The sequence below is a fragment of the Dethiosulfatarculus sandiegensis genome (assembly GCF_000931935.2).
GTDB classification, from domain to species: Bacteria; Desulfobacterota; Desulfarculia; order Desulfarculales; family Desulfarculaceae; genus Dethiosulfatarculus; species Dethiosulfatarculus sandiegensis.
Genome location: NZ_AZAC01000009.1, coordinates 1 through 21153, shown reverse-complemented (window position 1 = coordinate 21153; position 21153 = coordinate 1). Strand labels below are relative to the sequence as shown.

The following is a 21153-nucleotide window of genomic DNA, read 5'->3' as shown; positions in this document are numbered from 1 at the left end:
CTGTACATCACCCAAGCGGGTGAGAGCAGGCGCTTGGCAGGTTTATTTGTTAAGTCTGGATAATCCGTCTTTGGCAATCATGGCTGACATGGATTCCGGGTCCTTGGCCGCTTTGAGCACCTTTTCATACCATTTGCGGGCTTCTTCCTTTTGGCCGCATTTTTCCAGGGCCTCGGCATAGAGCACCCAATAGGACAATCCCTTGCGATCGGGCGGGTCCGGAATATTGGGTATGATTTCTTTGTAAAGTTTGGTCGCCTTGCAATAGTCGCCCGTGTCTTCATAAAGGCGCAAAAGACGGCTTTTTACATGCCCCACGCCTTTGGACGCGGGGTAGCGAACCAGAAATTGTTCCAAAAGTTCTATGGCTTCTTTGCGTCGGGGTGGGTCATAACCCATGATTAGTAGATTGCTTAGCCGCCAATAGGAGATCTCCGCTCTTTCCGTATCCGGGCATTTTTCAATTACTTCCCTGTAAAAATGATTGAATACGTCCAGCTTTCCTTCCGGGACTTTGCCCAGGTCCTGGAAGATTTTAAGCGCCAGGGCTTCTTGCTCCTCAAGGCTCAATTTGGGCTTGTCCGCTGCCTGGGCCTGGCCTGCAAGAAGCAAAACACCCACAAAAGCTACTGTTAATAATTGTCTTAAAAAGCAGTGCATAAGGCTCCTCTCTGCGAGTCCGGCACCGGACCTGTGGAGCCCGGAAACCGCTTTTTGGAAAAACAGACCGAAAACCAAGTTTCTTGTTCAGAGAAATTAATGGCGTTTATTTACGCCGGAAGGAAATAAAAAAGGCCCTTAAACAATCTTAGGCCTCTTCTTAACAGACGGTCAAGCTGAAGGGATAATCGCCGTGAATAAATTGTATTTAGCTGGGAAAAAAGGAAAAACTAAATCGAAAAGTTATTCTTTTTTGAGTATTTCCAAAAAGGCTCGGCGCAGGCTTTCCACCCGGCGGGCATTGACTCCCAGGTCCCAATAGCCAACCCTGGAAGCGGATCTCACCTGTATCTGTTTCTTATCGGGTTCAAACAAAAATTCCAAATCATCCACAAAGCCAAAGATAAGGCTTTTTACAGTGGCCTTTATATGGGTTTCAGTGCGGGTTTGAATCTCAAGCCTGGCTAAAGAGTTGAGTGCAGCGAGCAGAGCCTTAAGCGCCTGCTTTTGAGAGTGCCCCCCATAGGAAAATGGCTTTACTTTTTTTGAGGGGGCCTTGGCCTGGGAGGAAACGCAATTAGGTGTATCCGGGCATTCAGGCAGGACGAGGCCCATGGTCAAAAGGGTTATTGCTGCAACCATTTTCATCCTCAGGCCTCCCTGGAATCTGTCTGATGAAGTGGGGATCAATCCAGATGCGACGGTATGAGACATCGCCGGGAGGAATTCACCGGCCCGGCGATGTTTCTAGCGCATCAACTCGCGATTTTAAGACGCCTTTTTTTCCGGTGCAGGCCTATGTCCTTTTTCCGGCTGGCCACCCGGCGATAAAGAAGAGGCCGCCTGTTTTTAAAGATTACCTCTTCTTTTCTCCACAGATCGGCAGAAGAAAGGTCTATATCCACATCTCTTATCTCCATGCCGCCTCCCAGGGCCGCCACCTGCTCTCCCCTGGGATCGTAAACCGCGCTTCCGCCGCTGAAAACCGGTCCGGGTCGGTTGACGTAAACCACATGATACTGGTTAAAGGTGGCGGCACCCTGCATGCGCCTTTGCATGTAGGGCACCGGGAAATGGGCGGGCGCCGCCGAGATATTCACCACCAGTTTGGCGCCGTTAAGACCCAGCACCCTCCATGTCTCACTGAAGGCCGAATCAAAGCATATGTTCAACCCCAAGGGCCCCAAAGGGGTTTGGAAAACCTTGAACCTGCCTCCGGGGTGGAAATTTTCCGTCCAGTGTACATGGGTTTTGGCATAGTGTTTGGGGCCTTTTTTATCTACATAAGTGGCCAGATTTCGGAAAAGGTCACCTTGTTTCTGCAATTCCCCGATAACCACCCTGGCATCGTGTTTTTTGACATGGCCATAGATCATCTGAGATGCGCCGTATAGATGCACCTTTAATTGACGATAAAGGAACCCTTCGGGTTTTAAGTCCGAGGGGTGACCCTGGAGTATCAGTTCGGGAAAGACAATAAGGTCGCTATTTGCCTTTTCACTGATTATATCCATGATACGGTCAAAATGACCTTCCAGATCCTCCGGCTCAAAATTTATTTGGGCCAATGTTATACGCATGGGACCTGAACCTCTCTTTAATCAGGCCGCCGAGATCACTGGAGAATCGCCGGACTCGAGAAATGGGGGAATGAACCGTTTTTTGATTTTGTCTTCTATTTCTTGAAGATAAAATCTGGCGTACTGTTTGCCGTAGTCTTCATCCCCATAGCGGTAAAGGCTGCCCTTGTCCCTGTCTATGTTTCTCTGCACTACGTCATTCGCGATTTTTCCCACCCGCCTGTGGGCCAGGTTTTGGATGATCTGGTGAATGCCGGAACCGGACTGGGCCGGGTCTTTGGCGCGAAAAGCAAGGTAAGGCGGCACCCCCAATTCGGCAGCGGCTTGGCGGTGCACCCTTTTACGTTGCCTGTCGGCTATGCCTTCCAGCTTAAGGCGGGGCGAGGTGCGCATGGCGGTTATGATCACGTCACGGTCAAGATAAGGCGCCCTCAGTTCAATCGAATGGGCCATGGTGAGCTTGTCTTCCCGCTCCAGGGTGTCTGTGTAGAGCAGGTTAAGGTCTTCCCACAGTTTTTCATGCAGGCGCAGGTAGCCGTGCTCCTTTAGCACGTCTGTGTACCAGGGGTAACCGGCAAAGATTTCATCCGCGGCCTGGCCTGTGAACATAACCCTTATCCCGTCTTCAGCCGCTAATTTGGCCGCAAGATACATCGGAATGGCCACCTCGACCTGTAGAAGGCCGCTTTCTTCTACGTTTTGAATCACTTCCGGTAAAAGAGCCTCAACCTTGGCTTCGTCTATCAAACTTGTTTTAAGTTGAAAACCCAGGTCTGCGGCCACGGCCTCTGCCGCCTGAATATCTGCGGATTCCGAGGTTCCGGTGCAGTAGCAGACTATGTTTTTACCCTCCCTTTGCAAAAGGTGGGCAATCAAAACCGAGTCAATACCGCCGGAAAAGATGACCCCCAAATTGGATTCGGTCAGCCCGCTTAATCTTTTACGCACAGCCTTGGCCAAAACTTCTTTGTAAGTTTCCACCGCCTGCCTGAAATCCACAATATCAATCTGGGGCATCTCAAGCTTGTAACCCGGCTCTACCCGGCAACCCGCCTGATCCAAGTGCAAAAGCTCTCCGGGAAAAAGCCGGCACGGTTCGTCAGAGCCATTCCACAGGGCCTTTTTTTCAGAGGCAAAATAGGTAACGGGCCCGTTTTTGAGGTAGTAGATGGGCTTTTTACCCACCGGGTCTCGAGCCACTACAATAGAACGACCGTCTGTCACGGCCAAGGCGTACATGCCGTCTAAAAGTCCCACGATTTTCTGCACCGCCTCCAAAAGGTCGCCGCGATAGGCTTCTTCCAAAAGGTGTACGATTACTTCGCTGTCGCTGGTGGTCTTGATTAAGTGGTTACGGTAAAGCAAGGTGGCCAGTTCCCGGTAGTTGTAGATTTCACCGTTATGCACCAGGGAAAGTTTACCGTCGCAGGATAAGTAGGGTTGTGTGGTGTTTTCCTGCCCCACTATTTTAAGGCGGGAATGACCTATGGCAATATGCGATTTCTGCTTCACGAAATCGGTTAACTCTTTAATATTTTCAGACCTCTGGGTTTGGCCGTCCAGGTAAACCCCATGACTGTCCGGTCCCCTGTGACTCATTTTTTTTAACATGTCAAAGATGTCGTTCGACGAAATGCTGCCTTGATGTACGAAGTGCCCACAAATGGTGCACACGGTTTTTCCCTCCTCCTTTGTTGTTGGTTGTTTGGTGTAATATTAAATAAAATAATCAGTATTATAAAAAAACCGCTTTTAAAAAATGATTTTTAAAGCGGTAAATTCAGTTTTTATTTTTGAAGGTTATTTAAAATTCTATTTTTAAATCAATATGATGTATATCATAGCAATGATTTTATGTCAAGAATCCTCGGGAAAATCTGATTTTAGGATAGAAAATAAAGCCAAGCTAGTTCACCCTAACTGTCTGAGTAAGCTAGATTAAATAGTATGTTTTCAGTTCTGTGGATAATTTGTTTTAAATAGTATTTATTTCTTGTTTTCTCTGTTTTCACTTTGAATTAAATCGGCTTGTTTTTTGGGTTGATAAGTATTGATAATGATAATTGACAAGGACAGCCAAATATGAGTTGAATAGAAAGGTGAACCTGTTCCATCAGGAACAGGAGAGGGGAATCATAGCTATGAGTAAATCCACCCTGTACGCCGGGGAGTGAATTATGGAAAAGTTGCTGCGAGGTTTTTTTAAGTTGCTTCTTATCTTTGGGGTGGTGTTTTTTGTCTGCCAGACAACGGCCCTGGCCTGTGGCTCCTTGGATATGTGGGCGGATTTTTATGAAAGGGGCGAAAGGCACAAGGCGCTTTTCCATATGCTTGATTGCGCGGACTCCTATAAGGTGCCTCAAGACGATCTGCTTTTGCTGCCGATCATCAAAGACGCCCTGCAAAGGGATCCCGAGGTGGCGAAATTGGCTGAACAGGTTTTTGAAAACTACAACCACCTGTGGGGTGCGCGCCTTGAGCCGGATTACGCCATTGTTCTGGAAAAGGTCAGTGGTGAATCAGACTACAAAAAGTTGGATCAATACAGGGATTGGTATTGGGTGACAGCCAAGAACGGGGCCAATATGCGCACCTCTCCGTCTTTACAGGGGAGGGTTGTCACAGCAGTAAAATACGGCATGCAGGTAAAGGTCATTTCCCAAAAAGGCGAATGGATCAAGGCACGACCGGTGGGCCCCGGGGCTATTGATCCCCGTTTCGAAAATAAATCAGGATATATTCATAGGTCTTTAGTGAAAAAATATTGATTAATCCTATCCATAAACAATATTGAAAAGGTTTTCCAAAGACTTGGAAAATCGTTAATTGCTTGCCTTGAAATCCCTCTAAGACCGATCCCGCTCTATTTTCAATTGCTTTATGGTAAACGGAAAAATTCGGTTAACTGTCTGTGTTCATTATTTTTATTTTAAAAAGCTTTACTTGACGGAACAGGGCTTTTGCAAACCGGTTATCCGGCGGCGAGAGTGCGTTTCATGCCATTTTGGATTATCTTTAACAAGTTAATTAAAAAATAAAGGTTATCATCATTGACTTTATTGCGTCTTTATGTCAGGCGTAAAAGAAAGCCTCAACCTTTTGGTTCCTTAGGATAACAGGCAGTGTTTTGCTCTGAAGCACCTCTGGAAACTGTTTGGCTCTGCCTGTCATTTTGGGGAAGGAATTAAACCAGTGGATTCAAACCGGTTTGGTTTGTTGAGCAGGGGCTTAAGTAAAATATGGGCTATAAACCAGAAAGTCGATTTAAAAGGGGCTTAAGCGACAATGGCTCCAGAAACTAAAAGTGATGGGGCATTCAAGAAAAAGTTGGTTTAATTCAGTCCTGCCGGGTTTTTTCCTTTTTTGGGCCATGGCCCTTTTCTGGGCTTCGACAGCCTGGTCCCTGGGCCTGCCCCCAAATGTAGATGCCTTTGCAGCCCGTCAAACCGGGGTCGACTTCACTGAAGTCGCTCGCAATTATCCCAGGTTCAAGACACTTGTATTGGTGAGCTTTTCCAAAAGGCTGGATCTGACAGATGTATATAAGCTGAAGTCTCTGGATGCCTTTCCCCAAAGCGGAGGCAATCTGGGGCTTTTGGGCAAGCATTGGGCGGTGATGTTCACCAGGGCGGGGAGCCTCAAAAGGCTCATGAAATCGCCTCTCACTGAAAAGGTGGTGCCTCTTACCAGATTCACCCTGCGCGGGATCTATGAGGTTGCCTTTAAGCTGGTTGATGAAGAGTATGAAGGCCCTCTTGAGTTCAGGACCTCCATGCCGAGATCAGATTTTGGCAAGGAACTCAAGGCGCTTCACGTTTTGGTTTCCCCCAAAAGGGAATACCGGGTAAGGCCGGGAACAGCCGGGAATAAGTGGTTGTATTACAACCTTGACCAGGCTGAAAAGGGCAGTGAAGTGAAATTTGGCTTTGATTTCACCTATGAGGTGGATCTGGCCGAATTTTTGGCCCACGCCCTGGCTATGGTGCCGGTAAGTGAAGAAATCTTACTTCCCATTGAGGGCCGGGCCAGTGAGTTTTTACTGCCTTCGCCCAAGATAACCTCGGATTCAGAGCAAGTGGTTGACCTGGCCCATGAGATCATGGGCAATAGCCGCGCCCCGCGTGAAATGTACAGAAGGGTTCTGGCCTATATAAAACGAAACCTGCCTTACGATCGGGGTAAGAGATCTCTTTTCTTTGGCGGGAAGATGGTTTATTGGGATATGGCCGAAATGTACAACATACCGGCCGTTACCCTGACCCAGGGCAGGGCGGCCTGCCCCTCCACCTCTGTGCTGGAGACCGCTCTTTTGCGCGCAGCCGGCATTCCGGCCAGAACCGCAGGCCGTTGGGGCCATTTTTATACTGAGTTATTCATGCCTGGTCGGGGATGGTTGTCTACTTCCATCACCCCCACCGGGATTCCCTTGGTGGTTGATTATGATAACCACCACCAACCTTTTGCCGGTTGGACTCCGGCAGTCCGGGTTCAGACCACCCGTTGGTCAGGCCAGGTTAAAGTGCTGATAGATTCTGATTATGACCAATAAAAAGCTCAAAGAGTTCCGTATACAGGGCCTGGAAAGAGACGACCTTAAGGATTCACCTGAGCTGGATGCTCTTTTCCTGGGATACCCATATAAAGATTTTCAGTTGCGCCAGCTGGATATCCCCAAGGAAAAGATGCTGAAATACCTTAAGGCCAGCCTGGGGGGCAAACAGGTGAACAGCGCCTATCTCACTGAAGAGGGGCGTTTGGTGGGGCTTATCAGCGCCCGGCATCTGCCTTGGCTTTCGGGCCATTTCAAGGCCAATATGTTCACCTTGCAGCATCTTTTGACCTCGGGCAAGGAGCCCGGGTATTTTCAGAATATGATCCGCTATCTTTTGGATCAGATGGAGAGTATCGATTTTCTGGATTGCAGGGTGGCGGCTGGGGATATCAACGCCATTCAGGCCCTGGAGAATTCGGGTTTCCGCTTTGTGGGCAATGAGATTTTTCTGGTGCGTTCCTTGTTGAAGGATCCGTTGGATGAATCCTATCGTCATCCGGAGTGCGTGCCCTGTCCGGACGATATGCAGGATCAGGTTTTTGACCTGGCGGCCAAGACCCATTTCCACAACCGCTATATGTATGATCCCGAGGTGGCCCCGGAAGAGGCGGCCGCCATATACCAGCGTTATCTCTCGGGGCTTGCCTTTAACTCAGACTATCACTGCCTGATAAAGCTGGAAGATGGACAGGTTCAGGGCTTTATCTTTTATAAATACAACCAGAACCTCTCCCATATGGTGGGCCGGGGCTATGCCAGCCTGGACTTTATAGGAGTGAATAACTCCGCCCGTAACCGGGGCCTGGGCGATGCCCTGAACCGGGCGGCACTGTGGCATTTATCCAAAATGGGGGTTACCCATGTGGTGGTGCGCACCCTGGGCAGCAATTATCCCGCCTTGCGCATAGTGCATAAGGTGGGGTTCAGGATAACCTCTTCCGATCTGCATTTTCATCATTGGCTCAGGCCCAAGGCCAGGGAAAACTCAGCCAACCAGCACCCTGATTTGATTTTTCCTTAGCCTTTGCTTGCTCCTAAATATCTGAAAACCACCAAAACCTCCGGCTTATGGGCCGGGGGTTTTGCTTTTGTTCCTTTTCTTGCCAATTCCCGGCCGGTTGGGGCAAACTGAAGATGATCTGATTTTGGCGAAAGGTCTTTTAAAGGTTTTCTGTTTTAACAGACCGGGGAGAGGCTTGTAACCATGTTTGTTATACGTCTTTTTTTGATCGTTTGTCTTTCAAGTTTCTGGCTTCTCCATGGCTCGGCCCTGACGGCCCGGGCAGGCTCAAATCCGGTTATGGAAGCCCTGAAGATCACCCGGACCAACTATGCCCTGACCTACAACGATTACGCAGGTCAGTTTGTTTTTGAAGCCATTGGCGATAAGGGCGGTTATGTAAAATTGCATTTGGCTCTGAAAGGGTTTTATCTGCGCCCAGTATTGACCCTTAGCCAGTCCAGGCAGGGGCTTTTCCCGGAGAACGACCAATATTGGGATACCTATGAAGTAATCCCCCAATCCATTACAGTCACCGCGGCGATCAATAACACCAGGCATTGCGTAAACCCCAAGAGCAGCATCTACTCCAATTTTAACGGCAACCTTTCCCGGGTGTTGAACAATCCCGCCCCGCCGAATAATGAATCCACTGATACGAGCATTCCCCAATGGATATACGGGGCCAGTAGTAATTTTTTGGCTGATGTGCTGCGTTTTTCATTTAAGGTCCGTTCCAGGCTTTCCGCCGGCGGCAAGGCCTGGCTGGCCATAGATGCCTATGCCCTTGTCAACGGCACCAGATCCGGCAAGACCACCTCCCGGCCGGACTTGGGCAAGATCTTTTTCACCCAGGATCCCAACCGGGCGGAGGAGCATATCTCCATCCGCGGGGGACGGGCCAGTTGGCGTTTGCCGGGCTTGATTGAGGTTAAGAGGGATTTCAGCCTGGAAGACATCAGCCTGAATGTGACAGGCTCGAGCGAAGTTAATGTAGAGCATTGCGCCCAAGCCTATGTACAGGAATCAGATGAAAACTGGCACCTTAAATACAGGTTCATAGTGGCGGCTCAAAAGCGGGTGAGCGCTGTTTTGAGGGCAGAGGATAAAGATGCGGAAACCTGGCTGCCCGAGCCGGATCAGGTGCGCAGCTTCACTCTGGAACTGGTGGAGCCAACTTTTGAGGAAGTTGAGGCGGTGCGTTTTGTACTGGAGAATACCAGCACCAATCCGGGGGTGGCGACCAATGCGGGTAATCACCTGCTTTATGACCAGTGCCCGGACTGCACCCTGCCCAAGGAGCCGGAGATTTATTTTCATAATACAGATTTTTCCCATGACGACGGCAGCGCCTATCCCGTAAGGCGTTCCTATGTGCACTACAACCATTGCCCCATTGATGATTTGCCGGATGCTTTTTTCAGTGAAAAGAAGAATGCAAACCTTGATTTAAGTGATCAGGGCGTAAAAAAAAACCTGAGATGCCAAGTCAGCCAGTCAGCCAAACTGGAAAAGCTTGGCAGCTCCACCATACCGGTTAAGGTCACCATAAAAGACGGGGCCGCCTGCACAACTCTCAAGGCCGAGGTCAAGGTGGCCGGGGTTTGGCACCCGGCCCTGGCTAAGGGGCCTGCCGCCAACCGGGACGAGACCCACATACTGATCCCCAATGATCAGGACCATGATCAAGTGGCTGATGCCTGGCAAAAAGACCATGCCTATCAAAGTCCGGATGAGGACCTGGAGATCCTAAGCGGGGGGCGAAACCAGGGAGACGGGCTGAGCCTTTGGGAAGAGTATCGAGGCCTTTTGGTGGGCGGAGATTTTCTTCGCACAGACCCTGCGCGCATGGATGTGTTTGTTCACGATTATGCCGGGCAGTATTTGACCTACCTGGACCAGGTGGCAGACCTTTATGCCGCTCAAGGCTTGGATCTGAGAAGGGTTTACGGAGACGAGCACAAGGAGGATGTGGTCAATTACCAGGACAGTGCTCACAAAAACGGTGATCAGTATCTGATATCCGTAATGGCCTTGAGCCAGTGTCCGGGCCTGGATTTCGGCAAGGCCCTGGGCAGGGCCTATGATTCGCCGCCTTTGGCGAGCGCCAATACGGTGATTATAAATGATGATATTTTCAGATCCCTTGGCATAGCCAGGACCTTGGGCCAGGTGCTTTCGGGCCAGGATCCGGAAGGGACCAGCCGCACCAGGGTTGGGGTCCTGGCCCATGAAATAGGGCACAATCTGGATTTACCCCATCACGGTGAGGGAGACCGGGAGATCAGGCACAGCCTGATCGGCTCGGGCGGGGCCAAAAAGGAAGCAGAAATTTGGGTGGCCTGTCAGGGAGGCGAACACTCAGGCGATCCAAATTGTTTTATGCGCTATAACTGCGCGGACTATTACCTGGAAAGGGACTTTGTGCCCCAAAGTTGGCTTATGCAAAAGGCTCTGGGTATTAAAAAGGAATTAAAGCCTTTTTCAGAACAGGATTATGGCGCGGAGAACTGTTTCTGCACTCAAAAAAACGGCTCCGGACCCTGTGGCAATGCCACCACAGGCGGGGAGTGCCTACGGAATATAAAGGTCAGGAGTTTTTAACATGGCGGGTTTTAAAAAAATCCAAGGAACCTTTGTTATGTTTGGGCTTTTGAGCCTGGTTTGTCTTTTGGGAGAGGCCTGTAAATCCGATGAACCACGGGCCCAGACCGGGCAAGTACGGAAGCCGTTCAACCTTGCTCTGATGGTTAATCAGGCCAGGGCCGCAGAACTGGATCAAGGCATGCCCTTATGGGTTACGGCCCGCCTTGAGAACACGGATAAGCTAGAAAATTTGGTTTTAAAAGATGTAAACCAATGGCAGGTAAAGGTGCTGCCCAAGGGAAAGGATAAACCCCTTGCGATTGAGTGGCATGAGCTTGCGGCGGAAGAGATCGACATCGCTCCGGGAGAGGTTTTCAGGGCGGCCTGGGTCTTGAAATCAAGCCTTGAACCGGGCTCCTATGTCATAACCATAACCGGGGTTCCGGCCAAGATAAGGGTGAAACCGGCCTATGCTAGCATAAGCCTGGAGAGTGCTTCGGAACAAGAGATTGCCCGCGCCCGACGCATGGTGCTGGCCTTAAGGGGCGAAGTTCCGGACTGGCTGTCGGCCGTGGAAAAGGCCTTGTCCAAAGATCCCGGAAACCATGCCCTGGGCTATGAAAGGGTGCAGGCTTATAAGGCCAATAAAGACTATGCCAAGGCCCATGAAGCCTTGGCAGGTCTGATAAGGCAAGTGAAAATGAAAGGGGCCAGTCAGGGCAAGAAAAGGTCCCCTCATTTGCCTTCCTGGTATTTCGCGGAACTCAGCCTGCTTAAAAAGGCGGCTGCCCAAAATCCCTAGAGAGTGGGGAATAAACCTCCCGCCCTGCTTCTAATCCGCTTTTTTCACATAATCGGCTGCCTGAATACCGGCCACGCAACCTTCACCCACGGCCTTGGCCACTTGCCAGGGCGGCCCTGTAATGTCACCGGCCGCGTATATGCCTGAAACATTGGTCTCGGCCCTTTTATTGGTCTCTATGTACTGAAAATTCTCGCTGTCCAGGGCCACGCCCAGGGTGCTGGCCAGTTCCACCGCTCCCTTGGCCCCCAGTTCAATGAAAACACCGGTCACCAAAAGCGATTCCCCGTTGTCCAGCTCCAGTTGGGAAACTGCGTTTTCCCCTTTAATAACCTTGGGCCAGGCCCCTTCATGCAGGATTATTTCGCTTTTTCTTATCTGCTCGGCCAGGGTTTCGGTTACTTCCAGCTCCCGGCAGACCATATGAACTTCATCAGCTATAAAAAGCATGGTCAAGGCGCCTGAAGCAGCGGCGCTGCCTCCGCCAATAATCGTCACCTTTTCGTTTTTATAAAAACCGCCGTCGCAGTCCACGCAATAGCTCACACCTTTGCCGACAAACTCTTTTTCCCCGGCAATTCCCAGGCGGTTTCTGCTTATGCCCATGGCCATGATCAAGGCCTTGGTCTTGATATTATTGCCTGATTCGGTTTTGAGCTTATAACCGCCTTCAGCCAAGGGGTTTATCTCCATTACATCCTCTTCTGCAAAATGGGCCCCGCTTTTTTCGGCCTGGTCCCTGCCCATGAGCAGGATGTCTTCCCCTTTGCCGCTTGGCAGACAACAAAAGTTATCAACGTGGGCCTTGAACAGACTTGATTTGGGCCAGTGTCCCAATACCAGCACAGAGACCTTTCGCCTGGCTGCGTGTATGGCAGCCTGCAGACCGGCCGGGCCGGTTCCCAATATAACCACCTGGTATTCCGTCGCGACCATGGCTCCGCTCCTTTGGAAGGCTTATTAATAATTAGATATTGATCAATATTTAATCATAAAGCGCCCATGGCTCAAAAGGCCATAATTTATGCGGGAAAAGGCCTGTAACAACCGACTACCTTGCCGAGCCCGGCAGGGAAGCCGGTTTTTTTTGTTTTCAGTCCAGCTCCAGAACCAGTTTGTTTACGGCGTCTTTGATTTGATCCCGGATGCGGCGGATCTTGGCCAGGCGTTCTTCCTTGCCGCCGCTTAAAGCGGAAGGGTCGTCAAAGGGCATGTGCAGTCTCTTGCTTATGCCTGGAAATACCGGACATTCGGCTTCTCTGCCGTTTTCACAGACTGTGATCACATAATCATAGAGCTTCCCCGTTTTATAAAGATTAAATACGCTTTGGGTTTTTTTGTGGCTTATGTCTATGCCTTCTTCGGCCATTACCTCTATGGCAAGGGGATTGAGGTCCGCGGGTTCAAAACCGGCGCTCTCCACCTGAAAATGCTCTCCAGCCATCTGTTTGAGATATGCCTCCGCTATCTGGCTGCGGGCGCTGTTGTGGGTGCATACAAAAAGAATCTTGACCATGACTTCTTCCTGGTTAAAGGGAAAGAAAAGGAGCAAGCCCGAACTTGAATTCTATAGCACGCAGGTGAGGTTTATTGGGTTCCAAGATGACAGTTAAGTTAAAAAAACAAGGAGTATTAGGATTACTTAAGCTTCAAAGGTGCATATTTTTTTGTAGGGAGCAGTATTCTTCTTCGGTCAAGGGGTGGGGAGCCACGCATTGGGGGCATTTTTCAATAACCGGGCACTTGTGGCAGCCGCGTTTTTGATAGGTTTTTTCTTGGATCTCAAATACCTTGGCCTGCATATCCGTCAGGCCCATAATTTTCCCCTTCTGGTTAAGGGCCGGGAAGTGCTTGCAAGGCCTCAAATCACGGTCCGGGCCGGTATAAAGATGAGTCATGGCGCCTGCCGGGCATTTGGGCCCGGCCCAGGCGAACATTCGGCAGGCCTCAAAAATATTAAAATTAAGCCTTTGGGCTTTTTCAGGAGCAAGGCCACCCTGGCCAGGTTCAAGGTGTCTGGTCAAAAGGTTTTCAAACACCTTCAGGTCCTGTTTTTCTTCCAGGTAGAGGAAAATTCCGCGCCCATTTTGTTGTTTTTTCAAAGGGTATTTTCGGCAGGGCATAAGATAAGGAGTTGAATGGTCCATTTCTTCCCGGCCCCTTAACCTGGGGTCTGGGGAAGAGGCGTTCGGCCTTGTGTAAAAGGCGGCGTTGCCAAGCCCCAGGTGGTGAAAAAGATTTTCATATTCTTTGGAGTTTAAAGAGCTTTTCTGGGGCCAAAAGATACTAAAAGACAGGCCCGCCAGTTCTTGGAACACCCTGTTCAGCCACCTTGGGTTCACTGGCGCTTGTCCCACATCTACCAAAAAGGGAAAAGTAAGGCTTTGCCTGTCATTTAACTGGGCCATCCTTTTGGCATGGAAAAAGCCCCTTAAAAGGGGATTGAATCTGCGTGAGTCCCTTCTGAAGGCCATGGCATTTTTCAGTGGCTTGATTTTACGGGAGGCAAAGGGGGCTTTGCTGTAGCCCAGGCCGTACTTGCCTATATAACCCTTAAAGGTTTTTTCCGGCTCATAGCCCAATCCGGCGGCCTTTTGGGCCAGGACCGTACCTTTAAGCACGTTCAGGTAGTTGTGGTAGTAGAGATCCACCTCAAGTTCTTGCACAAATTTAACTGTGCGCCGGGCCTGTTCCATGCTTTCACCCGGCAGGCCGGTGATAATGCTCACCGAGGTGATCATGCCCATTTTTTTGCTCCAATGAACCGCTTTGCGCACATTTTGAATAAAGGATTTCTCTTTTTGCAATTCAGGATTTGTCTCACCCCGGTCCAGGGAGATCTTCTGGATTTTTCTAAGCACCAGAGGATCTGCTGATTCCAGGCCGAAGTTGATTTTTTTAGCACCCGCCCTTTGCATAAGTGCAAGCAGCTTTTTATCCACACGATCTGCCCTGGTGTCGACCCAAAGCTTTACCTTTGGCTCGAATTTTTGTTCTAAAAGGCGGTTGAAGAATTCCAGGCTTCGCTTTCTGGAGAGAGTCAGGGCCTCGTCATAGACCATGATGTAGATTTCTTTGCGCCGGGGATGTTTTTCAAGGACGCGGGAGTGGATATATTTTATTTCCGCCAGAACCCGGTCCAGGGAATGGAATTTAAGTTTATGATCTCCCTGGGCGCTGAATTGACAATAGAGGCAGCGAAAGGGGCACCCCCTGGAAGTGAGGATGCTTACCACTGGTTTTTCCTTAAAATAATTGTCGGGTATAATCCCGCTTAAATAGGGCGAGGGATAGATATCCAGGGATCTGCCCGCTTTGGCCTGTTCGCGATTTTGTTGCCACAGGGTCTTGCCATGGGGGTTAAAGTGCGCCTGTCCGCTTGAGGGGGCGAAAAAGGTAAGGCCCGGTATTTTTTCAATGCCTTGTTTGCCTGGTTTTTGCAGGGCTTTGAGCAATTCTGTTAAAGGGGCTTCTCCCTCTCCGCTTATGGCATAGTCAAAAATACCGGCATGGTTTTGTAAAATTTCTTTGGGAGAAAACCTGAGCTCCGGTCCGCCCCAGATAATAGGCAGATTCGGATAATTGTGTTTGATCTCACGGCAAAGTGCGGCTGTCTCCGGCAGGTTGGAGCCATAGACCGTAAACCCCAGAGAAAAGGGGGTGGTCCTGGCCAAATGTTTCATGATCTGGCCGAATTCGGGGTCATTATCGTAAGGTCCATAATAAAAACCAGGCGTTAGGCCTTTTTGTTTCAGATAGGCGGCCAAATAAGCGGCCCCCAGGTTGATGTCAAAACGATGGGGCATGGGATGACCCACATAAGGGCTGAAGAAAAATAAAATATCGGTTTGATGTTTTTGCTTGGGAGCGATTGTTGCCTTTACTCCAAATTGCATGCAACCTCCGCTAAGGTTAGGCTTTTGGGAACAGAAATGGCTTTTCTAAAGGGAAACATTTTTTAATCCTTAGTGCAAGTATGATATGGCCGGGTATTGCCTTGCTTTTGTTTGACCGTTCCAAGGCCCGCTTAAAAGGCCTGATAATCATTCATCCTTTTTAAAGCCTCTGGACTGTGCCCTTGGATTCGGTCATGCTTGGTGTAAAGAACATGGGCCTTTTGATGGCGCGTGTGTTTGACATGGCAATTTAAAACAGGCTTTCCAGAGCCTTGCTATTTTGTTTGGGGAAAGGATCGGAAAATGGATTTTTTACGCACCGGATTAATGGCTGCCCTGGGGGCGGTTGTGACCACCAAAAACAAGGCCAAGGAGGTTTTGGACAACTTGGTTGCCGAGGGCAAGATAACCTCCAAGCAGGCTGACGAAATGATCGAAAAACTGCTGGCTTCGGGCCAGGTGCAGCTAAATGAACTGGAGGACTCCTTTAAAAAGGCGGTGGAAAACTCAACTGATGAATTGGGCCTGGTGCGCAAAGAGGAGCTGGCCTCCCTTGAAAAAAGGGTGGAAGAGCTGGAAAAGCGCCTGGCTGAAAAGGACAAGGTTTGAGTAAATCCTGAAACCTCTCACCGGCAGGTCTGGAGCAGATCATGAGCACCATCGCCAACCTGGACAGATTGCGAGAAGTGGTCACCGTTTTAGTCAAGTTCGGTTTTCAGGACATACTGGCCCGTCTGGACCTGCCCTTTGATATTTTTCGCCTGGGCAAGCAAGAAGCGGCCCATGAGAAAGATACCTGGGTTCGCATACGCAAGGTCATGGAGGATCTGGGGCCTTCTTTTGTAAAATTCGGTCAGCTCATGAGTCTGAGGCCGGATCTCTTGCCCCCTGAACTGCTGAAGGAGCTGGGTAAGCTTCAGGACCGGGTGCAGCCCGAAAGCCTGGAAGACATAAAAAAGGTGGCGACCAAATCCCTGGGCAGGGAAATGAAGCAGGTTTTCGAATGGTTTGAGGAAGAACCCTTGGCCTCGGCTTCCTTGTCCCAGGTGCACAGGGCCGCCTTGCTTGAAGACGGCCAGGTGGTGGCTGTCAAGGTGCAGCGGCCGGGTATTCAGGCCAAGGTTATGAGCGATCTGGAGATCCTGGGGTTTCTGACCTCCGGCCTGCACAACTTTGTGGAGGAGCTTAAGACCTACCGCCTGCCCGATGCCTTTGCCTCTTTGAGGCGCTCTCTTTTGCGGGAACTGGATTTTTCCCGAGAAGCCCGTTATATGCGCATAGCCCGCTCCAACTTGGCCTCTGATCAGGGAGTGGTGGTGCCCAAAGTTTTTGCGGAACTAAGCTCTGAGAATCTGCTTGTGATGGAACTTATCGAGGGCTCAAGGCTGGCTGATCTGCCTGGTGACCAGCCCAAGAAGCAGCGCCGCCTGGCCAGAACCGGGCTCAAGGCGGTGATAAGGCAGATTTTGCAGGACGGCTTTTTTCATGCCGATCCCCATCCGGGCAATATTCTCATAACTTCCGATGATAAAGTATGTTTTTTGGATTGGGGCATGATCGGCAGGCTGGGCCAGCGAGACCGTCAATCCCTGTTGAGCCTGATTGACGCTGTGGTGAGCCGGGATGTGGAGAGGCTGGTGGAGGTTCTGGCAGACCTTTCCGAGGGCTCCCGCAAGCTGGATAAGAGGAAACTGGCCCTGGAATTAAGCGAGGTGATAGACCTTTACTATGCTGTCGAGCTGAAAAGCCTTAATCTGGGGCAGCTCATGGCCGAGCTTTTAAACCTGGTAAGGGAGCACGGACTTGCCCTGCCGCCTGATTACACGGTCATGGTCAAGGCCCTGATGACAGCCGAAGGAACCGCCCGGCTGATATATCCGGATATGGATGTGATAAAAGAGGCCGAACCCCTGGTCAAAAGGCTCATGCTGGCCAGGTTCAGCCCGGAGGAGATCTGGCGGGGGATGCGCGCGGTTTTTCGGGATCTGCCGGTGCTGGGCGAAGTGATGCCCTCAAGGATTCTCAATATTTTGAATAAACTGGAGAAAGATGAGCTGACCATAGGTTTTGAGCACAAAAACCTCTATAGGTTCAATCTCTCCTTACAGCAGGCCACCAATCGCTTGACCATGGGCATCATCATAGCGGCCATGCTCATAGCCTCTTCTCTGGTGATATCTTCCGGCCTGGGGCCTTATCTGTTTGGCTTCCCCGCCCTGGGAGTGGCGGGCTATGTGGCCTCCGGATTGTTGGGGCTATGGCTTATCATAAACATCATTCGTTCCAGGAAATTCTGAACCGGGACAGAGAAAGCGCTGGTTTTTCAGGCGGTGGTTTGCGGCGGCTTTTTTTTGAGCTCCGGGCATTCATGGAAAAGGCTAAAGGGACAGGACTCTCGGCAGTAGTCATGGTCAATTTTTGCTATCAGGAAGCTGATAGCCTGGTGTTTGTTTTTCTGTAGAAAATCGTCTTCAATTTCCCTGGTGAACCCCGCTCTTAAAAACGCCTCCAGAACCGGCTGATGCAGATCGCTGATTGCTATTTTGAGGCCCTTCTCCTGGAGTTCTTCTTTTAGATATTTAAGCTCGTCAATACCGGTTATGTCAATAAAGCTCACCGCCTGAAAGTCCAAAAGCAGGAATTTGGTTGATTCCGGGGATGTTTTGCAAATTTCGAGAATATGTTCCGATACATATTCCGCATTGGCAAAATAGATGGGGTTTTCAACCCTTAGCTGCAAAATTTGGGGGCAGCTCGGCTGGTGCATCCATTCCGCGTTGACAAACATGTTTACATTCGGATCCTTGGTCTCGCGCACAATGCGGGGGTGCATGGTCTTCCATAAAAAGAAGATCATGGACATCACCACCCCTATCATCAGGGCATAATCAGGTTTGGTCAGAAGCGAGAGGCTGAAAACCGTGACCGCGACCATGCCGTCGTTCTTGTTCATCTTCCAGATTCTGAAGACCTCTTTGGGGTGGAACAGGGTCCATACCGCGTTTATTACCAGGGCGGCCAGGGCCGCCTTGGGGATAAGGGCCAGAAGTGGAGTCAGAAAAAGCAGGGTGAGCACCACGGCCAGGCTGGAAAAAATGCTTGAGACTCCGGTTTTGGCCCCTGAGCTGAAATTCACCGCTGTGCGTGAAAAAGAGCCGCTCACCGGGTAACACTGAAAAAAAGATCCCGCCAGATTGGCCAGACCCTGGCCTATGAATTCCTGGTCCACATCCACCTTTTGCCTGGTCTGGTTGGAGACCGCCTTGCTCACGGAATAGGTCTCCGCAAAACTCACCATGGCGAGTATGACAGCTGGGCCCAACAAGGTGTTTATGGTGCTTAAATCCAGTTCCGGCAGGTGCAGGCCCGGTAGGCCGGCCGGGCTGGATTGAACCAGGACCACGCCTTTTTCATCCAGGCCGAAAAACCAGGCAACCAGGGAAGCGGCCACCATGGCGATCAGACCGGACGGCAGCCTGTGGTCTATTTTACGGACAATTATAATGATGGCCAGCGAGCCCAGGCCCAGGGCATGGGTAAAGGCATGCAGGTCTGGAACTGCCATCAGGGTGTCCCAAAAGACCCGGTAGAAATATTCCTGCCTGGGGATCTCCACTCCCAAGAGATGGGGCAACTGGGTGCTTATGATTATCAGGGCCGCGGCAGAGGTGAAGCCCTTTACAGCCGCATGGGAGATGAAGGCCATCACAAACCCGAAGCGGAAAGAACCGATCACCAGATAAATGATCCCCACCAAAAATGAAAGCACAAAGGCCAGCTCAATAAAGGCCTGGGAGCCGGTCTCGGCCAGGGGGCTTAGGGTGGTGAGCACCAAAAGGCTCATTATGGCTATGGGGCCGGTGGCGAGCTGGGCCAGACTGCCCCACAGGGCTGCGATCCAGGGGGTGACGGCAGCCGCATAAAGCCCGTAAACGGCAGGCAGACCGGCCAGCATGGCATAGGCCATGGCCTGGGGAATCAAGACCACGGCCACGGTCATACCCGCCATGAGATCCCCCCTGAAGATGGCTGGTTTGTAGCCGGTGAACCAACTTGAAAAGGGGAAAAGCCGCTTCAGCAGGTTGGAACTCGTTTGTGTTTGATTCATTGTTTCCCTATTGTCAATATTGGGGGCCAAGCAAAGAGACGTTTGCTCAGATCCTTCAGATAAAAGCCGGGGCCGCAACAAGGCAGCCTCCCGCAGATCCGGCAGTCTGCTTGTAATCACCCTGCTATTGATTGTGCAAGTTTAGTTGGCTGCGTGCAAGCCCTGGAATGTAGAGAAAATTGATCGCTAAGGCAGGGAATGAGAAAAGAAAATTTTCCTGATCACACCAGACCGGACAGTTATAAAAATAGTGTTACCCAAATGAAGCATCTCTTTTCTCGCCACTGTGATTTCCATGGGAATCCAAATGCCAAAGATGGGGCCCAGTCGAAATCCGCTGAACAGGGGCAGACCGCAGGGCAAGAACACGGTCAGCCAGACCACCAGACAGCCTGAAAACCTTCATTATATCCAGATAGAGCTTTTTGGTCTTGATTCTTAATTGGCTAGCAAATCACGGCCATTGGGTGTGACGCGGCAATACTTACGCTACTTGCTTGCACGCAACTCGGGGGCAAGAGGCCAGATACCCGGTAATTTCGTGTTTACCGAAAAACGGGTAAAGGGTATTCGTTTGGATTGTTCTGTAATGTTTGCCCAGTTCAAAGTCATACAGCTTGGTTGCTTCCTGGTGAAATTAATATCAAAGAGAAAACATAAGTAATTGGGTGGTGTTGGTTCCCCTAAAAAAGCAAAATTGCCTTATGTATATTCAGGAGGGAACAAAAAGGGTAACGCCCTGAAAAATAAGAGCAAAATGGTTTGATCGGAAAAGGGAGAGGAGGAGTCGCCTGTTTAATATGAAAAGATTTAAATCTAAAAAATGCAAAAAACCGATCATTGATTAATATCTAATATTTCGGAAGAAATTGAATGCTTAAATTTAAAGAGGCGATTTTTTAATGGTAAAGAAGGAATCTCAATTTAAATATGTAATTATCCTTAAATTTCAACCGGTTTCTTTTTATAAAACGTGAACTGTCAATCTTGTGAGGGTAGTGGGGGAGATCACTGAATTAATGCTGTTAAAAGCGGGAAGCGCACCTAATGACGGATTTGCTGGAGCAATTTAACCTGTTTATTTCGTATTGCCGGAGAAAAGGCTTGTCTGATCATACGATAAGGGCCTATCAAAAAGATCTGTCAGACTATTTTGAATATCTATATGTATTATCTGGGCCTTTAACAGGAAAAAAACTGTTAGAGTCATGGTTGAGTAAAATGCGTTCAAGGGGGTATTCTCCAGCAACCATAAAACGTAAAATAGCCAGCCTACGTAGTGCGTTTGCGTGGTTGGAGGAAGAAGAACTTATAACTGCAAATCCATTTTTAGGTTTCAAAACCTCAATAAAATTACCAAAGAGGCTACCAAAATCATTAACAAAATTTGAGTTAGCAGCACTCTTTAGACAAGCGGAATTAGAGGCTGAAACCAGTAATAATTTGACCTGTAAGTCTTTACAGTTGGCCATTGAGCTGATGTTCGCCACCGGAGTCCGGGTTGCCGAGATATGTAGCCTTTGCCCTTCGGATGTTGATTTACAAGGAGGCGTATTACGAATATTCGGTAAAGGAAGTAAGGAGAGGGAAGTATATGTAGTTAATAAAAATACCTTGAAAATCTTAAAAAAATATCTTTCCGAGTATGCACCACAAATCCAAGCGGTAAATCATCTTTTGTTAACCCAAAGAGAAACTCCCGCCACTCCCGATTTTATCAGACGAAATTTATTGGAATTAGCCAAAAGGGCCAAAATTGAACGCAGAGTAACCCCTCATATGCTACGGCATAGCGCTGCAACCCAATTATTGGAACAAGGCGTTGATATCAGATATGTCCAAAGGCTTCTAGGGCACAGCAGTATCTCCACAACAGAGATCTATACCTATGTTTCAAATACAAGCTTAAGAAATTGTTTAAAAAAATACGATCCGAGGGCGAAGATGCATCCGTGATAACTAGGAATTA

At 49.6% G+C, this 21153-nt stretch carries 16 protein-coding genes; 8 read left to right on the top strand and 8 right to left on the bottom strand.

Features of this window, described 5'->3' with window-relative positions; translation table 11 throughout:
• Positions 1 to 42 precede the first annotated feature (42 nt).
• The 4 genes from X474_RS06615 to X474_RS06600 all read right to left on the bottom strand — a co-directional run bounded on the left by X474_RS06615 (position 43) and on the right by X474_RS06600 (position 3914).
• A complete protein-coding gene (locus X474_RS06615) occupies positions 43 to 660 on the bottom strand; it encodes a tetratricopeptide repeat protein (RefSeq protein ID WP_044347658.1) in 618 nt (205 codons plus the stop codon).
• 243 nt (positions 661 to 903) lie between these two features.
• Positions 904 to 1308, bottom strand: a complete 405-nt coding sequence (locus tag X474_RS06610; protein ID WP_044347656.1) for a DUF1499 domain-containing protein — start codon at positions 1306 to 1308, stop codon at positions 904 to 906.
• Positions 1309 to 1415: 107 nt separating this feature from the next.
• On the bottom strand, positions 1416 to 2240 hold the full coding sequence (locus X474_RS06605) for a carbon-nitrogen hydrolase family protein (RefSeq protein ID WP_052514945.1): 825 nt from the start codon (positions 2238 to 2240) through the stop codon (positions 1416 to 1418).
• 21 nt (positions 2241 to 2261) lie between these two features.
• Positions 2262 to 3914 (bottom strand): asparagine synthetase B family protein, encoded by a 1653-nt coding sequence (locus tag X474_RS06600; RefSeq protein WP_156360653.1) that lies wholly within the window; start codon positions 3912 to 3914, stop codon positions 2262 to 2264.
• 503 nt (positions 3915 to 4417) lie between these two features.
• Between X474_RS06600 and X474_RS06595 the strand changes: the two genes are divergently transcribed.
• The 5 genes from X474_RS06595 (at position 4418) to X474_RS06575 (ending at position 11180) form a co-directional block, all read left to right on the top strand.
• Entirely contained in the window at positions 4418 to 5008 is a 591-nt protein-coding gene (locus tag X474_RS06595) for an SH3 domain-containing protein (protein WP_044347654.1), read from the top strand.
• 539 nt (positions 5009 to 5547) lie between these two features.
• Positions 5548 to 6789 (top strand): transglutaminase-like domain-containing protein, encoded by a 1242-nt coding sequence (locus X474_RS06590; protein WP_044347653.1) that lies wholly within the window; start codon positions 5548 to 5550, stop codon positions 6787 to 6789.
• The gene (locus X474_RS06585) at positions 6779 to 7813 is read left to right on the top strand and encodes a GNAT family N-acetyltransferase (protein WP_044347651.1); all 1035 of its coding nucleotides are present in this window, start codon (positions 6779 to 6781) and stop codon (positions 7811 to 7813) included. Before X474_RS06590 ends, X474_RS06585 begins: the two co-directional genes overlap by 11 nt.
• A gap of 183 nt (positions 7814 to 7996) precedes the next feature.
• Positions 7997 to 10396 carry a zinc metalloprotease gene (locus X474_RS06580; RefSeq protein WP_044347649.1) on the top strand — a complete coding sequence of 800 codons (2400 nt, stop codon included), beginning with the start codon at positions 7997 to 7999 and terminating at the stop codon, positions 10394 to 10396.
• Between the two features lies 1 nt (position 10397).
• Positions 10398 to 11180, top strand: a complete 783-nt coding sequence (locus X474_RS06575) for a hypothetical protein (RefSeq protein ID WP_044347647.1) — start codon at positions 10398 to 10400, stop codon at positions 11178 to 11180.
• Between the two features lie 30 nt (positions 11181 to 11210).
• Here X474_RS06575 and X474_RS06570 read toward each other — a convergent pair whose 3' ends face one another.
• From X474_RS06570 to X474_RS06560, 3 genes are all read right to left on the bottom strand, one after another.
• Positions 11211 to 12116, bottom strand: coding sequence for an NAD(P)/FAD-dependent oxidoreductase (locus tag X474_RS06570; RefSeq protein WP_044347646.1), 906 nt, complete (start codon positions 12114 to 12116; stop codon positions 11211 to 11213).
• A gap of 157 nt (positions 12117 to 12273) precedes the next feature.
• Positions 12274 to 12696 (bottom strand): arsenate reductase ArsC, encoded by a 423-nt coding sequence (locus tag X474_RS06565; protein WP_044347645.1) that lies wholly within the window; start codon positions 12694 to 12696, stop codon positions 12274 to 12276.
• Between the two features lie 133 nt (positions 12697 to 12829).
• On the bottom strand, positions 12830 to 15076 hold the full coding sequence (locus tag X474_RS06560; RefSeq protein ID WP_044347644.1) for a B12-binding domain-containing radical SAM protein: 2247 nt from the start codon (positions 15074 to 15076) through the stop codon (positions 12830 to 12832).
• Between the two features lie 303 nt (positions 15077 to 15379).
• On the opposite strand from X474_RS06560, the gene X474_RS06555 reads away from it, so the two are divergent.
• Entirely contained in the window at positions 15380 to 15685 is a 306-nt protein-coding gene (locus X474_RS06555) for a phasin family protein (protein ID WP_044347643.1), read from the top strand.
• A gap of 41 nt (positions 15686 to 15726) precedes the next feature.
• Positions 15727 to 17373 (top strand): ABC1 kinase family protein, encoded by a 1647-nt coding sequence (locus tag X474_RS06550; protein ID WP_044347642.1) that lies wholly within the window; start codon positions 15727 to 15729, stop codon positions 17371 to 17373.
• Between the two features lie 26 nt (positions 17374 to 17399).
• On the opposite strand, the gene X474_RS06545 is transcribed toward X474_RS06550, so the two are convergent.
• Positions 17400 to 19184: a SulP family inorganic anion transporter gene (locus X474_RS06545; protein ID WP_052514943.1), complete on the bottom strand. Its 1785-nt coding sequence runs from the start codon at positions 19182 to 19184 to the stop codon at positions 17400 to 17402.
• Positions 19185 to 20231: 1047 nt separating this feature from the next.
• Here X474_RS06545 and X474_RS06535 point away from each other — a divergent pair.
• Entirely contained in the window at positions 20232 to 21140 is a 909-nt protein-coding gene (locus X474_RS06535; RefSeq protein WP_044347640.1) for a tyrosine-type recombinase/integrase, read from the top strand.
• Positions 21141 to 21153: the final 13 nt, after the last annotated feature.

Coding starts and splice junctions, on each gene's coding strand:
- X474_RS06615 (WP_044347658.1), bottom strand. CDS start 660: ATGCACTGCTTTTTAAGACAATTATTAACAGTAGCTTTTGTGGGTGTT.
- X474_RS06610 (WP_044347656.1), bottom strand. CDS start 1,308: ATGAAAATGGTTGCAGCAATAACCCTTTTGACCATGGGCCTCGTCCTG.
- X474_RS06605 (WP_052514945.1), bottom strand. CDS start 2,240: ATGCGTATAACATTGGCCCAAATAAATTTTGAGCCGGAGGATCTGGAA.
- X474_RS06595 (WP_044347654.1), top strand. CDS start 4,418: ATGGAAAAGTTGCTGCGAGGTTTTTTTAAGTTGCTTCTTATCTTTGGG.
- X474_RS06590 (WP_044347653.1), top strand. CDS start 5,548: ATGGGGCATTCAAGAAAAAGTTGGTTTAATTCAGTCCTGCCGGGTTTT.
- X474_RS06585 (WP_044347651.1), top strand. CDS start 6,779: ATGACCAATAAAAAGCTCAAAGAGTTCCGTATACAGGGCCTGGAAAGA.
- X474_RS06580 (WP_044347649.1), top strand. CDS start 7,997: ATGTTTGTTATACGTCTTTTTTTGATCGTTTGTCTTTCAAGTTTCTGG.
- X474_RS06575 (WP_044347647.1), top strand. CDS start 10,398: ATGGCGGGTTTTAAAAAAATCCAAGGAACCTTTGTTATGTTTGGGCTT.
- X474_RS06570 (WP_044347646.1), bottom strand. CDS start 12,116: ATGGTCGCGACGGAATACCAGGTGGTTATATTGGGAACCGGCCCGGCC.
- X474_RS06565 (WP_044347645.1), bottom strand. CDS start 12,696: ATGGTCAAGATTCTTTTTGTATGCACCCACAACAGCGCCCGCAGCCAG.
- X474_RS06560 (WP_044347644.1), bottom strand. CDS start 15,076: ATGCAATTTGGAGTAAAGGCAACAATCGCTCCCAAGCAAAAACATCAA.
- X474_RS06555 (WP_044347643.1), top strand. CDS start 15,380: ATGGATTTTTTACGCACCGGATTAATGGCTGCCCTGGGGGCGGTTGTG.
- X474_RS06550 (WP_044347642.1), top strand. CDS start 15,727: ATGAGCACCATCGCCAACCTGGACAGATTGCGAGAAGTGGTCACCGTT.
- X474_RS06545 (WP_052514943.1), bottom strand. CDS start 19,184: ATGAATCAAACACAAACGAGTTCCAACCTGCTGAAGCGGCTTTTCCCC.
- X474_RS06535 (WP_044347640.1), top strand. CDS start 20,232: ATGACGGATTTGCTGGAGCAATTTAACCTGTTTATTTCGTATTGCCGG.